Origin of the sequence: Haloarcula taiwanensis (assembly GCA_002844335.1) — an archaeon.
In the GTDB taxonomy this organism is placed as follows: domain Archaea; phylum Halobacteriota; class Halobacteria; order Halobacteriales; family Haloarculaceae; genus Haloarcula; species Haloarcula taiwanensis.
Map to the genome: position 1 here is coordinate 238588 of CP019154.1, position 18021 is coordinate 256608.

Sequence of the window (18021 nt, forward strand, 5' to 3'; positions counted from 1 at the left end):
CTTGTGAGAGAACACATTAGCTATGCCCAGTAAAGTCGAGAAATGGAAAGACGAGGTTTACGGCAACGAGATACGGGAGCATCTGATGGAGTTCGCGGAGAAGGGCTGGGACGCCATCCCGGAGGACGAACACGACGCCTGGTTCGAGCGCTTCAAGTGGTGGGGCCTGTACCACCAGCGCTCCGGGCAGGAGTCGTATTTCATGATGCGTATCGGGACGCCCAACGGTGTCATCAAGCCGGGACAACTGGAGGTCATCGGCGAAATCGCAAAGGAGTACGCGACCGGTCCCGCCGACAACCCCGAGTTCGGCGAGGCCTACTGCGACTGGACGACCCGCCAGAGCATCCAGCTCCACTGGATCAAACTGGAGGACATTCCGGAGATTTTCGAGAAGCTCGAAGCCGTCGGCCTGGGCACTCAGCAGGCCTGTGGCGACTCCTGGCGGAACATCGTCGGCTGTCCCGTCGCTGGCAAGGACAAGCACGAGCACGTCGACGCCTGGCCTGTCGCCGAGGACCTCCACGAGACGTTCAAGGGCAACGACGACTACTCGAACCTCCCGCGCAAGTGGAAGGTTGCCATCGCCGGCTGTGACGAGGGCTGTGGCCAGGGCGACATCAACGACCTCGCTTTCGAGCCTGCGGAAAAGGACGGCGAACTCGGCTTTAACGTCCGTATCGGCGGCGGCCTCTCCCGCAAGGAGCCGCGCCTCGCCCGCGATATCGACGTATGGGTGCCGCCGGAGCAGGCCGCGGACGTGGCCCACGGCATGTCCGCGCTCTTCCGCGACCACGGCGACCGTGAGGACCGCTTCAACGCCCGCATCAAGTTCCTCATGGACGAGTGGGGTCCCGAGAAGATGCGCTCGGTCCTGCAGGAGGAGTACGTCGACTTCGAACTCCCGACCGCCGGCGAGGACATGCGCGACCAGTACAGCTACAACACCGGGTCCCAGGACGGGCACAACGACCACGTCGGGATTCACGAGCAGAAGGACGGCAACTACTACGTCGGCCTGAACGTGCTGGTCGGCCGCATGGGTGCCGACGACGTGCTCGAACTCGCCGAACTCGCCGACGAGTACGGCTCCGGCGAGGTCCGTCTGACCCAGCGCCAGAACATCATCGTCACCGACGTGCCCGAGGAGAACCTCGACGAGTTCACCAGCGAACCCCTGCTCGAACACTACTCCCCGGATCCGTCGCCGTTCATGCGCGGCTCCATCGCCTGCACGGGCACGGAGTACTGCTCGCTCTCTATCGTCGAGACGAAGAACCGCCAAGTTCGCTACGCCCGCTGGCTCAAGGACAACGTCGAACTCCCCGATGACCACAAGGACTTCCACATCCATCTCTCGGGCTGTACGGCCTCCTGTGCCCAGCCCCAGATAGCCGACGTGTCCCTGCGCGGCATGAAGACCCGCAAGGACGGCGAACCGGTCGAGGCCCTCGACATCGGCCTCGGCGGCGGCCTCGGCGACGACCCGCGCTTCGCCGACTGGGTGGAGATGCGTGTCCCCGCCGACGAGGTGCCCGGCGCTATCAAGAACCTCGTCAACAACTTCAAGGACGCCCGCGAGGGCGGCGAGACCTTCCGTGACTTCGTCGCGGACCGCGACGAGGAGACGCTGGCCGAGATGGTCGAACCCGAAGAGACGGACTACGACGACCCGTACATGCACAACACGAAGATGACGTGGTACCCTTACGCCGAGGACGACGACATGCAGGCCTCGCCCGCGCCGACTGACGGCTCCGGCGAGCCGCTGCCCTCCGACGACTAAGTCGCACTGCTGGGCATTCGCGCCTCGTTTCTCGCGGAACCGCGTGGCTGTCCACGTTTTGATAGCTCTCTGTCGCTTCCTGTGGCCGGGAGCGCGCTCCGTCGCGCGACCCGGGGAAAGGTAGGTCTACCTCTGAAGGGGGACACAAGTTTTGCAGTCGCTGTTGTGAGCATACCGCGAGCGAAGCGAGCGGTTTCACGCGAATCGCGGCGCGATTCGCGCTTTTTTCATCGACGTTTTTTTGCCGGGGTTGAGCGCTCACCACCGGCGAGCGCGATGCCCCGGCGAAAAAAGGTCGTTGGTAAGTCTTATTCACGGCACTGGCGTACCCATTGGTGGCAGCGGGAGGCCGGCTCCCGTGGCGCAAGCCATGAGGAAAGTCCCCCCACCTGTCGGACAGGTGACCGGGCGCAAGCCCGGGGCGGGAGACCGTCGGCTCTGGAACAGCAACGACACGTCGTCGCCGGACCGATGAGGTGTGCGAATCCCGAGCGAGGCGACTCGTGCCCCACCAGACGGTGCGGCACGCCGCCAAAGCGAGGGAGAGGTAACCCACCGAGGGCAGTTGCGACCCGGTGACTCCGGGGCGCATTCCGTGGGCCGTCTCTGACGCCCCACGCTTCCGGCGACGGACCGATGGAACGGCGAAACCTCACCGGTGCAAGGCCGCGTCGACAGGTAGTCCGACGCTGCGCGCAAGCGCTGGACGTGGCCGCTCAGCCGAATGCTGGCCCGAACAGAAGGGGGCTTACTCCCCGCAGCCACACTACCTCGGTAGCGGCGGGTCCGATGGTTACAAGCCCGCGCCGGCCACATGCTGGAGTATGACTGCAGTCGACCTCATCGACGCCGTCCGTGACGACCAGCAGACGGAACTCTCCCGACTGGGCTCCTCGAAGACGCTCTATGCCGACACCCGCGGCGAGATGGACCCGGACGTGGTACTGGCGGCGGCGGCCGCCCGTGAGCAGGCGGCGCACGCAACCTTCGACGCTTGGAGCGACGACGACGCCGACGACGACGCGGCCGCGCTGTTTGCCGACGCGGCGGACGAGACGGCCGAGCGCGGTGACAGCACTGATGCCGAACCGGTCGACCGGACACCGGCGATGCACGACGTACTCGACGACCTCGATGGGACCGTCCAGCGCCTGGGCGGGTTCGTCGGCTGGTCGCTCGTCGACAAGAAAGTCAAAGAGCAGTACACCGGTTTCTTTACCGGGCAGGCGGACCCACAGACTGCGAGTACGTTCCGTAGCGCTGGCAGCGACGTGGTGGACCTCCGCGAGGACGCTGCCGACCTACTCGACGCAGTCTGTGAGAGCGACGACGACTGGGACGCCGCGGAGGCGGCCGCTATCGACGTTATTTCGACGGCCTACGACGAGTACTTCGAGACACTTGAAGACCTCGGCGTGAATCCGAAGCCGGTCTGCTAACTCTTTACGAACCACGCGGCTCAAGTCTATCCAGCCCGATATGTGGGTAATGAGCGACACCGGCGGCCCACTCTCTATCGACCGACCAGATGTCGACCGCGAGTTTCGTGTCGATGCCCCGTTCGACCCTGCGGGCGACCAGCCCGAGGCCATCGAACAGCTCGCGTCGGGCTTCCGGCAGGGAATGGACCGACAGACCTTGCTCGGTGTGACCGGTTCCGGGAAGACCAACACCGTCTCCTGGGTCGTCGAGGAGATCCAACAGCCCACGCTGGTCATCGCCCACAACAAGACCCTCGCGGCCCAACTGTACGAGGAGTTCCGAGAGCTGTTCCCGGACAACGCCGTCGAGTACTTCGTCTCTTACTACGACTACTACCAGCCCGAGGCCTACGTCGAACAGACGGACACGTTCATCGATAAGGATGCCTCCATTAACGACGAAATCGACCGCCTGCGCCACTCGGCGACGCGTTCGCTGTTGACCCGCGACGACGTGATCGTCGTTGCGTCGGTGTCGGCCATCTACGGCCTCGGTGACCCGCGCAACTACATCGACATGTCCCTCTCGCTGGAGGTCGGGCAGGAAATCGAGCGCGACGACCTCCTCGGTCGCCTGGTCGACCTGAACTACGAGCGCAACGACGTGGACTTCACGCAGGGAACCTTCCGCGTGCGCGGGGACACGCTCGAAATCTACCCGATGTACGGCCGCTACGCCCTGCGGGTGGAGTTCTGGGGCGACGAGATAGACCGGATGCTGAAGGTCGACCCGCTGGAAGGCGAGGTCAAAAGCGAGGAGCCGGCTGCGCTGATTCACCCGGCGGAGCACTACTCGATTCCTGAACAGCGACTCCAGCGGGCTATCGAGGAGATTGAGGAACTGCTGGACCAGCGCATCCGCTACTTCGAGCGCCAGGGCGACCACGTCGCCGCCCAGCGTATCGAGGAGCGGACCACCTTCGACATCGAGATGATGCAAGAGACGGGCTACTGTTCGGGCATCGAGAACTACTCGGTCCACCTCTCGGACCGCGAGACGGGCGAGGCTCCCTACACCCTGCTGGATTACTTCCCCGACGACTTCCTCACCGTCATCGACGAGTCCCACCAGACGCTCCCGCAGATTCGCGGCCAGTTCGAGGGCGACAAGAGCCGCAAGGAGAGCCTCGTCGAGAACGGCTTCCGCCTGCCGACGGCCTTCGACAACCGTCCGCTCACCTTCGAGGAGTTCGAGGAGAAGACCGACCAGACGCTGTACGTCTCCGCCACGCCCGGCGATTACGAGCGCGACCACAGCGACCAGGTCGTCGAACAGATCGTCCGCCCGACTCACCTCGTCGACCCGGCCGTCGAAATCGCCTCCGCGACGGGGCAGGTCGAGGACCTGCTCGAACGCATCGACGAGCGCGTCGAGCGCGACGAGCGGGTGCTGGTGACGACGCTGACAAAGCGGATGGCCGAGGACCTCACGGAGTACCTGGAGGAGTCCGGCGTCGACGTGGCCTACATGCACGACGAAACGGACACGCTGGAACGGCACGAACTCATCCGGTCGCTCCGGCTTGGCGACATCGACGTGCTGGTCGGCATCAATCTCCTGCGGGAGGGCCTGGACATCCCAGAGGTCTCCCTCGTCGCTATCCTCGACGCCGACCAGGAGGGCTTTCTCCGCTCGGAGACGACGCTCGTCCAGACGATGGGGCGCGCAGCTAGAAACGTCAACGGCGAAGTGGTGCTGTACGCCGACGAGCAGAGCAACGCCATGCAGTCGGCCATCGAGGAGACCCAGCGCCGCCGCCGCATCCAGCAGCAGTACAACGAGGAACACGGCTTCGAGCCGACCACCATCGAGAAGGAGGTCGGCGAGACGAACCTGCCGGGGAGCAAGACCGATACCGGCGGTATCTCCGGTGACGGGGCAAGCGACGCCGACGAGGCCGCCCGCCAGATCGAACAACTGGAGGAGCGAATGCAGGAAGCCGCGGACAATCTGGAGTTCGAACTGGCCGCGGACATCAGAGACCGCATCCGCGAGCTGCGCGAAGAGTTCGATCTCGACGGCGGCGACGACAGCGACGGCGTGCCGGCACCCGGGCCGGAGTTCTGACGGTCCGGTTCGGACCGCTCATCTGGGGAACCGGTTTGTACCCTGAAGTGAAATGGTACGTATCTCGATGACTGTCCCGTCGGAAGAGGCCATGCTCGACTCTATCCGTTCTCTGGGCGGCGGCATCTCGCCGTCCGGACTCGTCGTCGCTGGCCTCGGTTTTTTTCTGACTCGATTCACGGTCACGCTGGCGGTCAGCGACGGCCCGGTGGCGTTCGTCTTCGGCGGTGTGTTGCCGCTGATGCTCGGTCTGGGGCTGTCTGCATTCGGTGTCGCCCTTGCCGTCGGCGAGTTCGAACGCGCCTTCGTGCGGACGGTCACGCTGTGGTGTCTCGCTGGCACTGGCGCGATGTTCGTCCTCGTTCTGGTGACGCTGGTCGGAAACGGCGGCATGGGGCCGCTGTCCGCCGGAGGGAGCCGGACGTATCTCTCAAACTTCCTCATCGGTGGCGGCGTCGGCGGGGCGCTCACCGGCGTCTACGCCGGTCGGTCGAACCGGCAGCGACACGAACTCGAACAGCAGGCCGCCAGGCTGGACCTGGTCAACCGCATCCTGCGTGACCGGGTGCTGAACGCGCTGACGGTCATCCGGGGCCGGGTAGAACTCGCGGAGTCGCGGGACGGTATCAGTACGGCTGCGGTCCTGTCGGTCATCGACGACCGTTCGGCCGGCGTCCAGCAGGTCGTCGAGAACATGAAACACATCACCCACGGCGGCGCCGACCTGTCGCTGGATGCTGTCCCCGTCGTCCCATGCGTGGAGTCGGGCCTCGACGCTGTCCGGGAGGCCCACCCATCTGCCGACTACGACCTTCAGGCCGACGTACCGCCGGACCTTCGAGTGCAGGGTAACACGATGCTCGATAGCCTCGTCGCGCATCTGGTCGAGAACGCGGTTGTCTACAATGACAGCGACACGCCCCACGTTGAGGTTGTGGTCACTGCTGCCGAGGACACTGTCACCATCAGCGTCAGCGACGACGGACCGGGGCTACCTGAGCGGCAACTCGACCTGCTGGACCGCGGCGAAATCGGCTCCTACGAGGACCGCTCGACTGGCTTCGGGCTGGACCTCGTTCGCTTGCTCGTCCGGAGCTACGGCGGGCAGACGGCGGCGACCGTTACGGACGGCGGAACGACAGTCACGCTGACGCTGCCGCGCGTTTCGGTCGAGGAGGGCGTCGTGAGGGCCACATCCGACGAGGTGCTGGAACTCTCACCGCGCCGTCTGGGCCTCGCCGTCGGAGCGTCGCTCGTCGCCGCCGTCGTCATGGGCGTCCCGATGCAGGCCCTCTCCGGTGGTGTCCCCGTCATCGGAGCGCTGTACGGCGTCCAGAACCCACTGGTCGGGTGGGTCACCCACGGCTTCCACAGCGTCGTCTTCGGACTGGTGTACGCCGCACTGGTCAGAACCGTGCCGGACCATTTCTCCGACAGACGCCGATACTACGGGGTCGCCCTCGGCTGGTCGGTCACGCTCTGGCTCGTGGCAGCCGGGATCGTCATGCCGGTGTGGCTCTCACTTGTTGGTATCGAGGCGAGCCTCCCGAATCTCACCGCGACGGCACTCCTGTCTCACCTCCTCTGGGGCGGGTCCCTGGCCGCGCTCTACCGCTACGGCTGCCGTGTCTGGCCTCCCTGACCCGCGGACGCGACCAACGCCAGTCGCCGAACCCTGCTATCATCTGCATTTGGACTAATACAACCAAAATTGTTTTACGCGCTACTGTAGTTGTATAGCGTGATGTCCCGCGTCTCGCTCCCACACGATGCGAAGGCCGGTCCCACCAAACCGGAGGTCCGGGCCGTCCTCGCCAGCAAACTCGCTCTCACCGGGTCCGACCACTTCGCGGAGGTCGGTTCCTGTACCGGTGCCGTCACCATCACGGCGGCGCGCCGGGCCGGGCGGGTCACTGCGCTCGAACGCAAGGGGAATCGACTCGACGTGACTCGCAAGAACCTCGCCGCCAACGACGTCGACGCCGACGTCGAACTCCGCGAGGCAGAGGCCCCGGAGGGGCTGCCCGACGACGCCGACGCCCTCTTCCTGGGCGGGTCGCGCAACTACGAGGCCGTCCTCGACCACGCGGTCGAGACCGGCGTCGATCGAATCGTGATGAACGTCTCGCGGCTCGAAGTCGCCGGCGCGGCGACGGAGGCCTTCCGCGAGCGCGACATCTTAGAGGAGGTCGTCCAGTTCCAGGTGAGCCACGGCTACGAACTCGCCGGCGCGACGAGCTTCGACTCGGAGAACCCCGTGTATATGCTCGTCGGCAGCGCCAGCGAGGACGTGGCCGCTGACGGCGCAGGCGGACCGAGTGACGCCGAGACGGCCGACGGAGGGGCGCGATGACCCTCTACGGCATCGGTCTCGGCCCCGGCCAGCCGGACCTCGTGACGGTCCGGGGCAAGCGCGCGCTCGAATCGGCCGACGTGGTGTACTCGCCGGGGCGGCTCTCGCGGTCGGTCGCGACCGAGCACGTCCCCGAGGAGCGCATCGGCGACCTCGACTTCCCGATGACACGCGACGAGGAGAAGCTCCGGGCGGCTTGGAAGGACGCCGCCGCCGAAATCGCGCCGACGGCCCGCGACGGCGACGCCGCCTTCGTCACGCTGGGGGACCCGAACGTCTACTCGACGTTCGGCCACCTCCGGCGGACCCTCGCCGCCTTCCACCCCGAGGTCGACCTCGAAGTGGTGCCCGGCGTCAGCGCCATGTCGGCGTTTGCGACGGCGCTGGGCGTCGAAATCACCGCCGGCTCCAGCCTGGCCCTGCGAGAGGCCGACCGCGGCGCGTCCCCGACCGGCCCCGACCGGATGATTCTGTTCAAGGTGACCGACGCGCCGGCCACCCACGAGGGGCTGGTCGAGGCCGGCTACGACGTGGTCTACGGCCGCCGGCTGTTCATGGAACAGGGCGAGACGGTCGTCACCGACGACCCGACCGACATCGACGAGCGGGACTACTACACGCTGGCCTACGCCGAGAAACCCGAGACGCGCGTCGAGCAGGCGACCGACGCCTTCCTCGAAGCGGCCGACGAGAGCGGTGTCGTGACCGACGGCGGTGAGAACGGCTCCGGGGAACTCCTGCGACAGGAGCGCTCTGAAGCCGCCCTTTGCGGCGACGAGGTGCAGCATGACTGACGAGACTGGTGAGACGGACCCACAGACGGCGATTGACTCCGTCGCCGGGAACCGAGACGACCGCGTCTACGAGTACAGCGCCGGCGACGAGCAGGAGGGCATCCCCTTCGTCGGGGCCGGCCCGGGCAACCCTCGATTGTTGACCGTCGCCGGCCGCGAACTGCTGGCCGACGCCGACCTCGTGGTCCACGCCGGCTCGCTCGTCAACAGCGAACTGCTGGAGGAGTACTGCGACGACGCCGAGACGGTCTCCTCTATCGGCAAGGACTTGGAGGAGCTGATTCCGCTGATGCGGGACGCCTACGAGGCCGGCGACACCGTCGTTCGCCTCCACAGCGGCGATCCCGCCATCTACGGGGCCGCGCTGGAGCAGATGGACGCACTGGAACACGAGGGCGTTCCGACCTACATCGTCCCCGGTGTCACCTCTGCCTTTGCCGCCAGCGCAACGATGCGCACGCAGTTGACGCTGAACGAGGTCGCCAACCACGTCGCCTTCACTCGCCCGCAGGGCAAGACGCTGGACGAAGACGAGGACCACATCTCTGAGTTCGTCGGCATGGGCGACGTGACGACGTGCATCTATCTGGGGACCCACGCCGTCAGCGAGACCATGGACCGCCTGCTCGAAGACGGCCACGACCCCGAAACCCCGGTAGCGGCTATCTACCACGCATCCTGGCCCGACGAGGACGTCATCGAGGGGACCATCGAGACCATCGGCGAGAAACTGGAAGACGCCGGCTATCGCGCCTCGGCGATGGTCGTTATTGGGGATGCTGTCGGCGGCGAGGACTACGAGCGCTCCTTCCTCTACGGCGACTGGGCCAACCGGGGGAGCGATGCGGATTCACAGGAGGCTGACGACTGATGAGCACTGACACAGACAACGAATCCAGTTCGAACAGTTGCAAAGCACCCGATTCAGACGGCGAAGTAGCCGAAGACATCGCCATCGTCGCCTTCGAGCGGAAGATGGACACCGCCGAAGATATCGTCGACGGCATCGGCGACCGCTACGAGTCTATCGACATCCTCGAATACCACGGCGACGTGTTCGAGGAGCACTGGGGCGAGTACGACTGCTTCATCGGCCTGATGGCGAGCGGTATCGCGATGCGTAAGACCGCACATCTGCTCGACGACAAGTGGGACGACCCCGCAATCTGTGTGGTCGACGAGGAACTCACCTGGGCCATCCCCATCACCGGCGGCCACCACGGCGCAAATCAGGTCGCCGACGACCTCGCAAGCATGGGCGCGGTGCCGGCGATGACGACCGCAAGCGAGGCTGCCGACAAGCAGGGCGTCGAGAAGCAGGCGAAAGCGCTCGATGCCCACGTCGTCAACGGCGACTCGACCGTTGCGACGAACCTCGCCGTGCTGGACGACGAACTCGGCCCAATCGAGCGCCTCGACGGGCCGAAGGCCGTGCTGGTCGACGACGACGTGACTGTCCTGAAGCGCAACAAAGACGACGGCGTCGTGCTCGGCTGTGGCAGCGTCGCCGGCGCTGATGTCGAGCAGTTCCACGCAGCCTGGGAACAGGCGCTGAACGAGGCCGACCTCGACCGCGGGGACGTGGAGTTCGTCGCAACGGGCACCCGGAAAGCCGACGAGGAAGGCATGCTCGCCGCTGCCGAAGAGTGGGGGCTGGGCGTCATCGCCTTCGAGAAGGAGACTCTGGAGGAGTTCGAGGGACCGACGCCCTCCCGGTCGAAGGAACTCATCGGCTGGCCGGGCATCGCCGAGGCGTCGGCTATCGCCGCCGGTCGCGACCACGACCTGCTGGCCGAGAAGACCCGCTACGACGAGGCCGTGACCGTCGCTATCGGGGAATAGAGTCCCTTCCGAGAATTGGTTTTTAGTTCCGATTTTCCGTCGCCGAGCGACTGCTGAACTATCTCTGGCGGCGACTGTACAACTGTTCCGAGTTCCTGTCTCCGTACAACTCTCAACTTATTTATTATGTGCACCTGTGGTGATAAATGGCGCATGACAACACTACTCGAAGACAAGACGGCGGTCGTCACGGGCGGCGCGAGCGGGTTCGGCCGGGCCATCTGCCGACGGTACGCGGAGCACGGTGCTGACATCATTGTCGCGGACCTGCAGGAGGCACCCCGTGAGGGCGGCGGACCGACACACGAACTGGTCAACGCTGAGACCGACCGCGAAGCGCACTTCGTCGAATGTGACGTGACGAACCCCGACGATCTGGAGGTAGCCGTCGCTGCGGCCGAGGAGCTGGGCGGTATCGACATCATGGTCAACAACGCCGGTATCTCCGAGATAGCGGACTTCTACGAGACCACGGAGGAGGACTACGACCGGCTGATGGACGTGAACACGAAAGGCGTGTTCTTCGGCGCGCAGGTCGCGACCGAGGCGATGCGGGAGAACGGCGGCGGCACTGTCATCAATATGTCCAGCTCCGGCGGCATCCGCGGCACCGGCCTGCTGGTCAACTACTGTACTTCGAAGGGCGCGGTCCGACTGTTTACCTACGCACTCGCGGATCGTCTGAGTAACTACGACATCCGAGTCAACGCTATCCACCCGGGCTACAGCAAGACCCAGATGTTCGAGGACGAGCGCATCGACGACACGACGAAGATGATGCTGAAGGAACTCATCCCCTCAGGTCGCTTCGGCGAACCCGAAGAGATCGCCGACGTGGCGACGTTCCTTGCCAGCGATATGGCCTCCTACGTCAACGGCGAGAGCCTCGTCGTCGACGGAGGGCTGTCGAACACCTGACCGCGGGGGTATCGAACTGTTTCCGGCGTGAGTCACCGACGTGAGTGTGATTGGACAGCCACTGTTTTCGACGCTTCTGTGACTCGGGTACAACCAAACTACTTCCTCTCAACACATACGATTGAACTAGTACAAGCAAAATTGTTTTATGCGAAAGCGGCGTTGTACTCACCATGCGCCACAGTATCGAGATTCGACCGGCTGCCCTCGGAGACCGAGGATGAGTAGCGACGGACGCCAGTCGACAGCGGCCGCGGCTGAGGCGACGCGTCCAGCCGACTACGGGACGCTGTACGTGGTCGGTATCGGGCCGGGGCTCCCCCACGACATGACCCAGCGGGCGAAAGACGTTATCCAGACCGCTGACTGTATCATCGCCTCGAACCTCTATCAGGAGTTCCTCCGGAAGGACGGCACGCTCCCGCCCCAATCGGCTGAACTCGACGGCGAAACCGACGACGGCGCGGTCGCCGACGAGGAGGGAACCGTGCTGGAGCGGCCCGACGGCAGCCGCCAGACCCTCATCCGGTCGTCGATGGGCAAGCAGGTCGAACTCGCCCGCGAGGCCTTCGAGCGGGTCCGGGCCGGCGAGGACATCGCCCACGTCTCCGGGGGCGACCCGAACGTCTACGGGAAGTCCGACCTCCTCTTTACGATGGCCGACGCCGACGACGCTGACGACGTGCCAATCGAGATCGTCCCCGGCGTGACCGCGGCGCTGTCGGGCGCGGCCAACCTCGGCGCGCCGCTGTCGAACGATTTCTGTACCATCTCGCTGTCGGACAAGTGGCGCGGCTGGGACGAGATTGAGGAGAAGCTGCGCGCGGCCGCAATCAGCGGCTTCGTCGTGGTGCTCTACAACTGTTGGCGCGACTACGAGCGAGCCGTCGATGTTCTGCGGGAGGAACGGGCCGACGACGTGCCTGCCGCCATCGTCAACGACTCCGGCCGCGGCGAGGCCGGGCGCAATCTCGACGACGAGACGGAGACGATTACGACGCTCGGCGACCTGCCCGACCACGACGACAAGGTCGGTGGCATGGGTTCGTCTATCGTCGTCGGTACCCACGAGACCGAAGTCTGGCGCAACGACTACCAAGAATTCCTCGTCACCCCGCGTGGCGGGCGTGACGTCGACGACTTCTGACAATGAGCACTGACAATACTACCGACGCAAGTACCGAGACAGAATCGAAGTGCGGGGCAAGCGAGGCGAGTTCGTCCACAGAAACGACACCGGACACGGGCGACGATACGGCCTCGAAGTGCGGGGCCTCGTCGTCCACGTCCTCGTCGTCCAGCAGCAGTTCCTGCGGCGCGTCCTCCTCCAGCGACTCGGACGAGGAGGAGGTCGGCGCGACGGTCGACGACTTCGACGCCGAGCCGGGCCAACTCATCGCCGTCGGCCTCGGCCCCGGCCAGCCGGAGGGGATGACCGCCCGCGCCCGGTCCGCTCTCATGGACGCCGAGCACATCGTCGGCTACACGACCTACGTCGAACTGCTTCCCGACGAGGTGACCGACGCCGCGGAGGACATCTACAACACGCCGATGTGCGGTGAAGTGTCTCGAACGGAAGAGGCAATCGACCGCGCGCTGGCGGGCAACGACGTCGCCATCATCGGCAGCGGCGACCCGAACGTCTACGCGCTGGCGGGCCTCGCGCTGGAGATAATCGAATCTAAGGGCGCGACGGCGACGATGCTCGACTTCGACGTGGTGCCGGGCGTCCCGGCGGCCCAGTCCTGTGCGGCCCGCGTCGGCGCGCCGCTGGTCAACGACACCGTCTCCATCTCGCTGTCGGACCACCTCACCGACATGCCGACCATCGAATCGCGGCTCCACGCCGCCGCCAAGGAGGGCTTCACCATCACCATCTACAACCCGTGGAGTCGCAAGCGCCGGGACAACTACGAGAAGTGCTGTGAAATTCTGCTGGAGCACCGCGACCCCGAGACGCCGGTCGGCGTCGTCCACGCCGCCGGCCGAGAGGACGAGCAGGTCGAAATCGTCGAACTCGGCGAACTGCCCGAACTCGGCGAAACTGACCTCGTGGACATGACCACTACGCTGCTCGTGGGCAACGAGGACACCTACGTCTGGGACGACCGGATGGTGACCCCGCGGGGCTACGAAACCAAGTACGACTACTGATGTACCGAATCACTATCGACCGCAAGGCCTGCGACGGCGTGTTCGCCTGTCTCGTCCGTGACGCCCGCTTCGTCGAGGATAGCGAGGGACTGGCGGCTATCGAGACGGACGACCAGACGGCAATCGAGGCCACCTTCGACGACGACCGGCGGGACGATGCCGAGCAGGCCGCTGCGGCCTGTCCGCTCGATGCGATTCACGTGGAATCCGTCGAGGAGGACGCCGGGGCCGCCGATACACCTGCCGCCACCGACCACGAGGAGGTCCAGCCATGAGCGTCGAAACGGGTGCGCCAAACGATATGCTCGCAGCCCACCCCGAGACGGCGTACTTCTGGGGTCGGGTCACCGGCGACGGCGAGTGCGAGGACAGCTGTATCACCGTCCGGACGAACGACGAAACGGCCGCTCGGCGGCTCGCTTCCATCGCTGGTGCGGAGCGAGCCGACCGCCGCATCGTCGAGCGGGCGTATGCCCACGACACCTCGATTACCCGTCAGGAGGAGGAGTTCACCGTCCAAGTCGTCGGCGGGCTGGCCGACCGCGCCAGCGCGGCGCTTGGCCTGCCGTTCGAGGGCGACTCGGGCGGCTACCGCTTCGACGCGCTAGCCGACTACGACCGGCAACTCCTCCGGGGGCTGCTCGAAGGCTGTGGCACGGTCTGTTTCAAGTCCGACGACGACGCCGTCGGCATCTCCTTTGTCCACGAAGACGAGCGACTCCTCCGGACGATACAGACGCTGCTCGACCGCTGTCCGGTCGACGCGCCCTACGATGACCTCTCGGAAACGTCCTCAGGCTACTGGTTCGGCGTGGACGACGACGCGGCACCTGCCCTCGGCGACTGGCTGTACGAGGGTAGCGAGGAGACGGGGCTGTTCGCGCCCAGCCGGCGGCGCAAGCTCCGGAAGAGTATCGAACGAGTCCGATGAGCGAAGCCATCAGCGCGCCGGAGACGCTGGACGACGAGGCGGTCCTGCTCGTCGGCCACGGCTCCCGGCGCGAGAAGTCCAACGAACAGGTCCGCGACCTCGCGGTCGAACTGGAAGGGCGACTCGGCCTCCCCGTCGACGCGGCCTTCCTCGAACTCGCGGAGCCGGCCATCGACGAGGCCATCGCGGGGCTGGCCGGGGCGGTCTCGGAAGTGTCGGTGGTCCACCTCTCGCTATTCGCCGCCAGTCACGTCAAAAACGACGTGCCCCTGGCCGTTGAGCAGGCTCGGGAAGCCCACCCCGAACTGACCATCAATAACGGCGCACACCTGGGTGTCCATCCCGCCCTGCTTGACCTGCTGGACGACCGCGCGGCGGCCGTCGAGGCCGAACTGGGCGTCGACCGCGAAGACGACGACGTGGCCGTCGTGGTCTGTGCCCGCGGCTCCAGCGACCCGGACGCCAACGCCGACGTACACAAGCTCGCCCGCCTGCTGTACGAGGGCCGCGAGTTCTCGCGGGTCGAGGCGTCGTTCATCGGCGTCACCGAGCCGCTACTGGACGAGACGCTGCACGACATCGCCAAGAGCCGGCCCGACGCCGTCGTCGTCGTGCCGTACATGCTCGGCGACGGCGTGCTGACCGGCCGTATCAAGGACGGCGCACGCAAGTTCGACGAGGAGTATCCCTACGTCGACGCCGCTCCCGGCGAACCGCTGGGGACCGACACGCGCCTGCTGGACGTGCTCGGCGACCGCTGGCAGGAAGCCCGCACGGGAAGCGTCGAGATGTCCTGTGACACCTGCAAGTACAAGGTCGAACTCGACGGCTACGAGGAGGACCAGGGCGGCGCTCGCGCGATGCTCCGGGCGCTGACCCACCAGGCGGAACACGCCGACCGCGAGAACGTCGACGACGACCCGCACGTCCACGACGCCCCCGAGAAACACGTCGCCGTTTGCACGAACCAGACCTGCGCACAGGACGGCGCGCCGGCGGTCCTCGAACGGCTCCGTCAGGCCGCCCGCGACAGCGACCAGTGTGACGCCCGCATCACGCGGTCGTCGTGTCTCGGCCGCTGTGGCGAGGGACCGATGGTCGCCGTCTATCCCGACGGCGTCTGGTACGGCGGTGTCGAAGACGAGGACGCCGCCGACATCGTTTCCTCGCATCTGGACCGCGACCGCATCGTAAGCGAACTTGTCGACCAGACGCTTTGAGACTTACAACACTACTACATCCATGAGCTGCTACGAAATCGAGGCCCTCCGACTGGGCCTCATGAACGTCCTCGGTACCGAAGACGACCACGCCCGCCAGCACGCCGAACAGGAGCTGGAGGGCCACATGACCGGCCCCATCGAGGCCCTCGCGGGCGCGGAGACGCTGGCCGCCATCGAGCGCCACCTCGACGCCGCACTCGTGGACCTTGAAGAAGAGATCGCCGCGACTGATGAGGACGACCCCGAATACGACTACCTCCGGGGTCGACTCGTCGCCGTCCGCGACGCCGAGCGGGCGGTGTCGCGCATCACCATGCAGGGCGAGGATGTCCTCGCCGGACTCGGTGAGGCCCACGACGTGCTCCACGAGGCCTTCCCGGTCGATGAGTAGCCAGCGCACCCCGACCGTCGACCTCGGGGACGTGACACCGGCCCGCTCGCGCCATCAGGGCCGCCGCTCGGCGGTCACGCTGACGAATGGCTTCGCGGTCGTCGGCACCGCTGACGGGGACCTGCAGGCGTTCGACGCCGCGAGCGATGGCCCGCCACACCGGCGCTGGCAGTACGACACGGACGGCGAACCGAGCGTCGTCTCGGCGGTGCCCTTCGACGGCGGTGTCGTCGTCGGCGAACGCAGCGCCCGCGGCGAAATCCGCTGTCACGATGCCGACGGAAACCTGCGCTGGCGCTACGAAACCAGAACAGACCTGGGCGAGGCGCAGCAGGAGACGCGCTTCCTGCTCCCCTTCGTGGCCAGCCTCGCCACCGACGGCGACCGCTGCTACGCTGCCGCCCGGCGGTACGAACGCCGGACCGACGACGACGGAACCGACCTGCGCCACTTCGAGAGCGTCGTCTACGCCTTCGGACCTGACGGAACCGTCGACTGGATGTACCGAACCGACGGCTCCCCCATCTCGCTCGACGCCGACGAGAACCGCGTCGCTGTCGCATACAACCGGTGTCCCGGAGACCACCAGCACGGCCTCGTCGTACTCGACGCCGACGACGGCAACCCGGGCTGGATGTGGGACCCCGGGACCGACGGCCAGCGCCGCGTCGGTGATGTCGCGCTGCTTGATGAGGGCGCTGTCGTCTCCAGCCACGGCGACTACTGTGGCTACCGGCTCGACAGCGGCGGCCGGGAACGATGGCGCGTTCCGCTGGCGACGCCGACCGACGTGGCCGGCGACACCGTCTACGCGTACCCGAACCACGTCCACGCGACTGACGGGGGCGCGGTGTTCGTTACTGGCAACACCTACCCTGAGGACGGCCGCGAGACGGACGCCCGCCACCCGAACGAGCACACCGCCGTTGGTCTCTCACTCGACGGCGACCGCCGCTGGGACGCGCCCGTGGGCGGTTTCGCCAGCGGGCTGGGGACTGACGGCTCGCTACTGGCTGTTCCCGGCGCGCAGAACTTCCGGGACCGCGACGCCGACGACCACGCGCTTCGGCTGTTCGATGTCACAGACGGCCCTGTCGACACGCTGGACACTGACGGCGTCGTGACGGCGGCGGCAGTCTCCGACGGAACCGCCGTCGCCGTCGAGGAGCCGGTCGTCTACCACGACGAGGGCCGCGAGCGCGGCGCGTATCGGTTGCATCGAGTCGGGCTAGCACAGCCCTGTCGCTGACGCGCTGACGTCCCACTCTGGACCGGAGCGGTCTGTCAGACTGCTTTTTACGTCGACGTGCTGTCCCCGGTTTGGCTCCGATTACTGTGTTATGTGGTGTCAAACTAACCATTCGCCAGTCGTAGTGTCTCGGTACCGGAGTCCAGTATGGCCGACAACACAGACCCGGACCACGAGGAAGCACAGCCAGCGGCGGATGCCGAAGCCGACGACGACAGCACCGCCGATCACCCTACAGAGCGCGAGCGGGAGTTCGCACAGATGCAGCGACGGCTCAACGAGCGGGAGATGGGTCTCGACCAGCGGGGCGCGGAACTCGACCGGCGCGAAGAGAAGATTGACGCCCGCGAGGACGAACTCGACCGCCGAGAGACGGAACTGGACGAGCGGGAGTACCAGCTCGATGAACGCGAAGCCGCGCTTGAGGACCGTGAGACCGACCTCGACGAGCGTGAGGCCGAGCTGACAGAGTACGACACGCAGCTTTCCGAGCGCGCCGCGGAGCTCGACGAGCACGAGGAGACGCTGCACACCTACCTTTCGGGGCAGATGGCGGATGTCGAGGCGTCTGTCACGGAGACGATGCAGGACGCACTGGACCGGTACGAGGCGGACCGGGCGGCCGGTCAGTTCGGCCCGACCGGCACGATGCTCGTCGGGCTGGCCGGCGTGGCGCTCGTCGTCGCCGGCATCGGGTTCGGCGCACTGGCATCTGCCGGTACGGCCCCGTTCAGCGCCGGCGGAACGACAGCTGATCTCGCTATCGCTGCTGTCGTCGGTATCGTCGGGCTGGCGCTGAATCTCGGGACGGTTGCGGGAAAAGTCTGAGCC

The 18021-nt window shown here is 66.2% G+C and carries 17 protein-coding genes and 1 other RNA gene; all 18 read left to right on the forward strand.

From position 1 onward, the window contains the following. Positions 1 to 22 precede the first annotated feature (22 nt). Positions 23 to 1786, forward strand: a complete 1764-nt coding sequence (locus BVU17_01250; protein ID AUG46208.1) for a ferredoxin--nitrite reductase — start codon at positions 23 to 25, stop codon at positions 1784 to 1786. A 337-nt stretch (positions 1787 to 2123) separates the two neighbouring features. Continuing rightward, positions 2124 to 2549, forward strand: an RNA gene (rnpB, locus tag BVU17_01255) — RNase P RNA component. Positions 2550 to 2610: 61 nt separating this feature from the next. Continuing rightward, the gene (locus tag BVU17_01260; GenBank protein ID AUG46209.1) at positions 2611 to 3225 is read left to right on the forward strand and encodes a rubrerythrin family protein; all 615 of its coding nucleotides are present in this window, start codon (positions 2611 to 2613) and stop codon (positions 3223 to 3225) included. Positions 3226 to 3274: 49 nt separating this feature from the next. Continuing rightward, positions 3275 to 5335, forward strand: coding sequence for an excinuclease ABC subunit B (locus tag BVU17_01265; protein ID AUG46210.1), 2061 nt, complete (start codon positions 3275 to 3277; stop codon positions 5333 to 5335). 91 nt (positions 5336 to 5426) lie between these two features. Next, on the forward strand, positions 5427 to 6977 hold the full coding sequence (locus tag BVU17_01270) for a histidine kinase (GenBank protein AUG48807.1): 1551 nt from the start codon (positions 5427 to 5429) through the stop codon (positions 6975 to 6977). A gap of 102 nt (positions 6978 to 7079) precedes the next feature. After that, complete coding sequence (locus tag BVU17_01275) at positions 7080 to 7688, forward strand: precorrin-6Y C5,15-methyltransferase (decarboxylating) subunit CbiT (GenBank protein ID AUG46211.1); 609 nt, start codon at positions 7080 to 7082, stop codon at positions 7686 to 7688. Continuing rightward, a complete protein-coding gene (locus BVU17_01280; protein AUG46212.1) occupies positions 7685 to 8482 on the forward strand; it encodes a precorrin-2 C(20)-methyltransferase in 798 nt (265 codons plus the stop codon). Before BVU17_01275 ends, BVU17_01280 begins: the two co-directional genes overlap by 4 nt. Beyond that, a complete protein-coding gene (locus tag BVU17_01285; protein ID AUG46213.1) occupies positions 8475 to 9353 on the forward strand; it encodes a cobalamin biosynthesis protein in 879 nt (292 codons plus the stop codon). The genes BVU17_01280 and BVU17_01285 overlap by 8 nt, the downstream gene beginning before the upstream one ends. Then, positions 9353 to 10324, forward strand: coding sequence for a cobalamin biosynthesis protein CbiG (locus BVU17_01290; protein AUG46214.1), 972 nt, complete (start codon positions 9353 to 9355; stop codon positions 10322 to 10324). The genes BVU17_01285 and BVU17_01290 overlap by 1 nt, the downstream gene beginning before the upstream one ends. A gap of 153 nt (positions 10325 to 10477) precedes the next feature. After that, entirely contained in the window at positions 10478 to 11242 is a 765-nt protein-coding gene (locus BVU17_01295) for a 3-ketoacyl-ACP reductase (protein ID AUG46215.1), read from the forward strand. Between the two features lie 220 nt (positions 11243 to 11462). After that, positions 11463 to 12389 (forward strand): cobalt-precorrin-2 C(20)-methyltransferase, encoded by a 927-nt coding sequence (locus tag BVU17_01300; protein AUG46216.1) that lies wholly within the window; start codon positions 11463 to 11465, stop codon positions 12387 to 12389. A gap of 2 nt (positions 12390 to 12391) precedes the next feature. Further along, entirely contained in the window at positions 12392 to 13396 is a 1005-nt protein-coding gene (locus tag BVU17_01305) for a precorrin-3B C(17)-methyltransferase (GenBank protein ID AUG46217.1), read from the forward strand. Then, the gene (locus BVU17_01310; protein ID AUG46218.1) at positions 13396 to 13671 is read left to right on the forward strand and encodes a ferredoxin; all 276 of its coding nucleotides are present in this window, start codon (positions 13396 to 13398) and stop codon (positions 13669 to 13671) included. Before BVU17_01305 ends, BVU17_01310 begins: the two co-directional genes overlap by 1 nt. Further along, on the forward strand, positions 13668 to 14327 hold the full coding sequence (locus BVU17_01315; GenBank protein ID AUG46219.1) for a cobalamin biosynthesis protein: 660 nt from the start codon (positions 13668 to 13670) through the stop codon (positions 14325 to 14327). Before BVU17_01310 ends, BVU17_01315 begins: the two co-directional genes overlap by 4 nt. Beyond that, positions 14324 to 15547, forward strand: coding sequence for a ferredoxin (locus tag BVU17_01320; GenBank protein AUG46220.1), 1224 nt, complete (start codon positions 14324 to 14326; stop codon positions 15545 to 15547). Before BVU17_01315 ends, BVU17_01320 begins: the two co-directional genes overlap by 4 nt. A 22-nt stretch (positions 15548 to 15569) precedes the next feature. Continuing rightward, a complete protein-coding gene (locus BVU17_01325; GenBank protein AUG46221.1) occupies positions 15570 to 15941 on the forward strand; it encodes a cobalamin biosynthesis protein in 372 nt (123 codons plus the stop codon). After that, complete coding sequence (locus BVU17_01330; protein AUG46222.1) at positions 15934 to 17190, forward strand: transcriptional regulator; 1257 nt, start codon at positions 15934 to 15936, stop codon at positions 17188 to 17190. The genes BVU17_01325 and BVU17_01330 overlap by 8 nt, the downstream gene beginning before the upstream one ends. A gap of 147 nt (positions 17191 to 17337) precedes the next feature. After that, positions 17338 to 18018 (forward strand): hypothetical protein, encoded by a 681-nt coding sequence (locus BVU17_01335; GenBank protein AUG46223.1) that lies wholly within the window; start codon positions 17338 to 17340, stop codon positions 18016 to 18018. Positions 18019 to 18021: the final 3 nt, after the last annotated feature.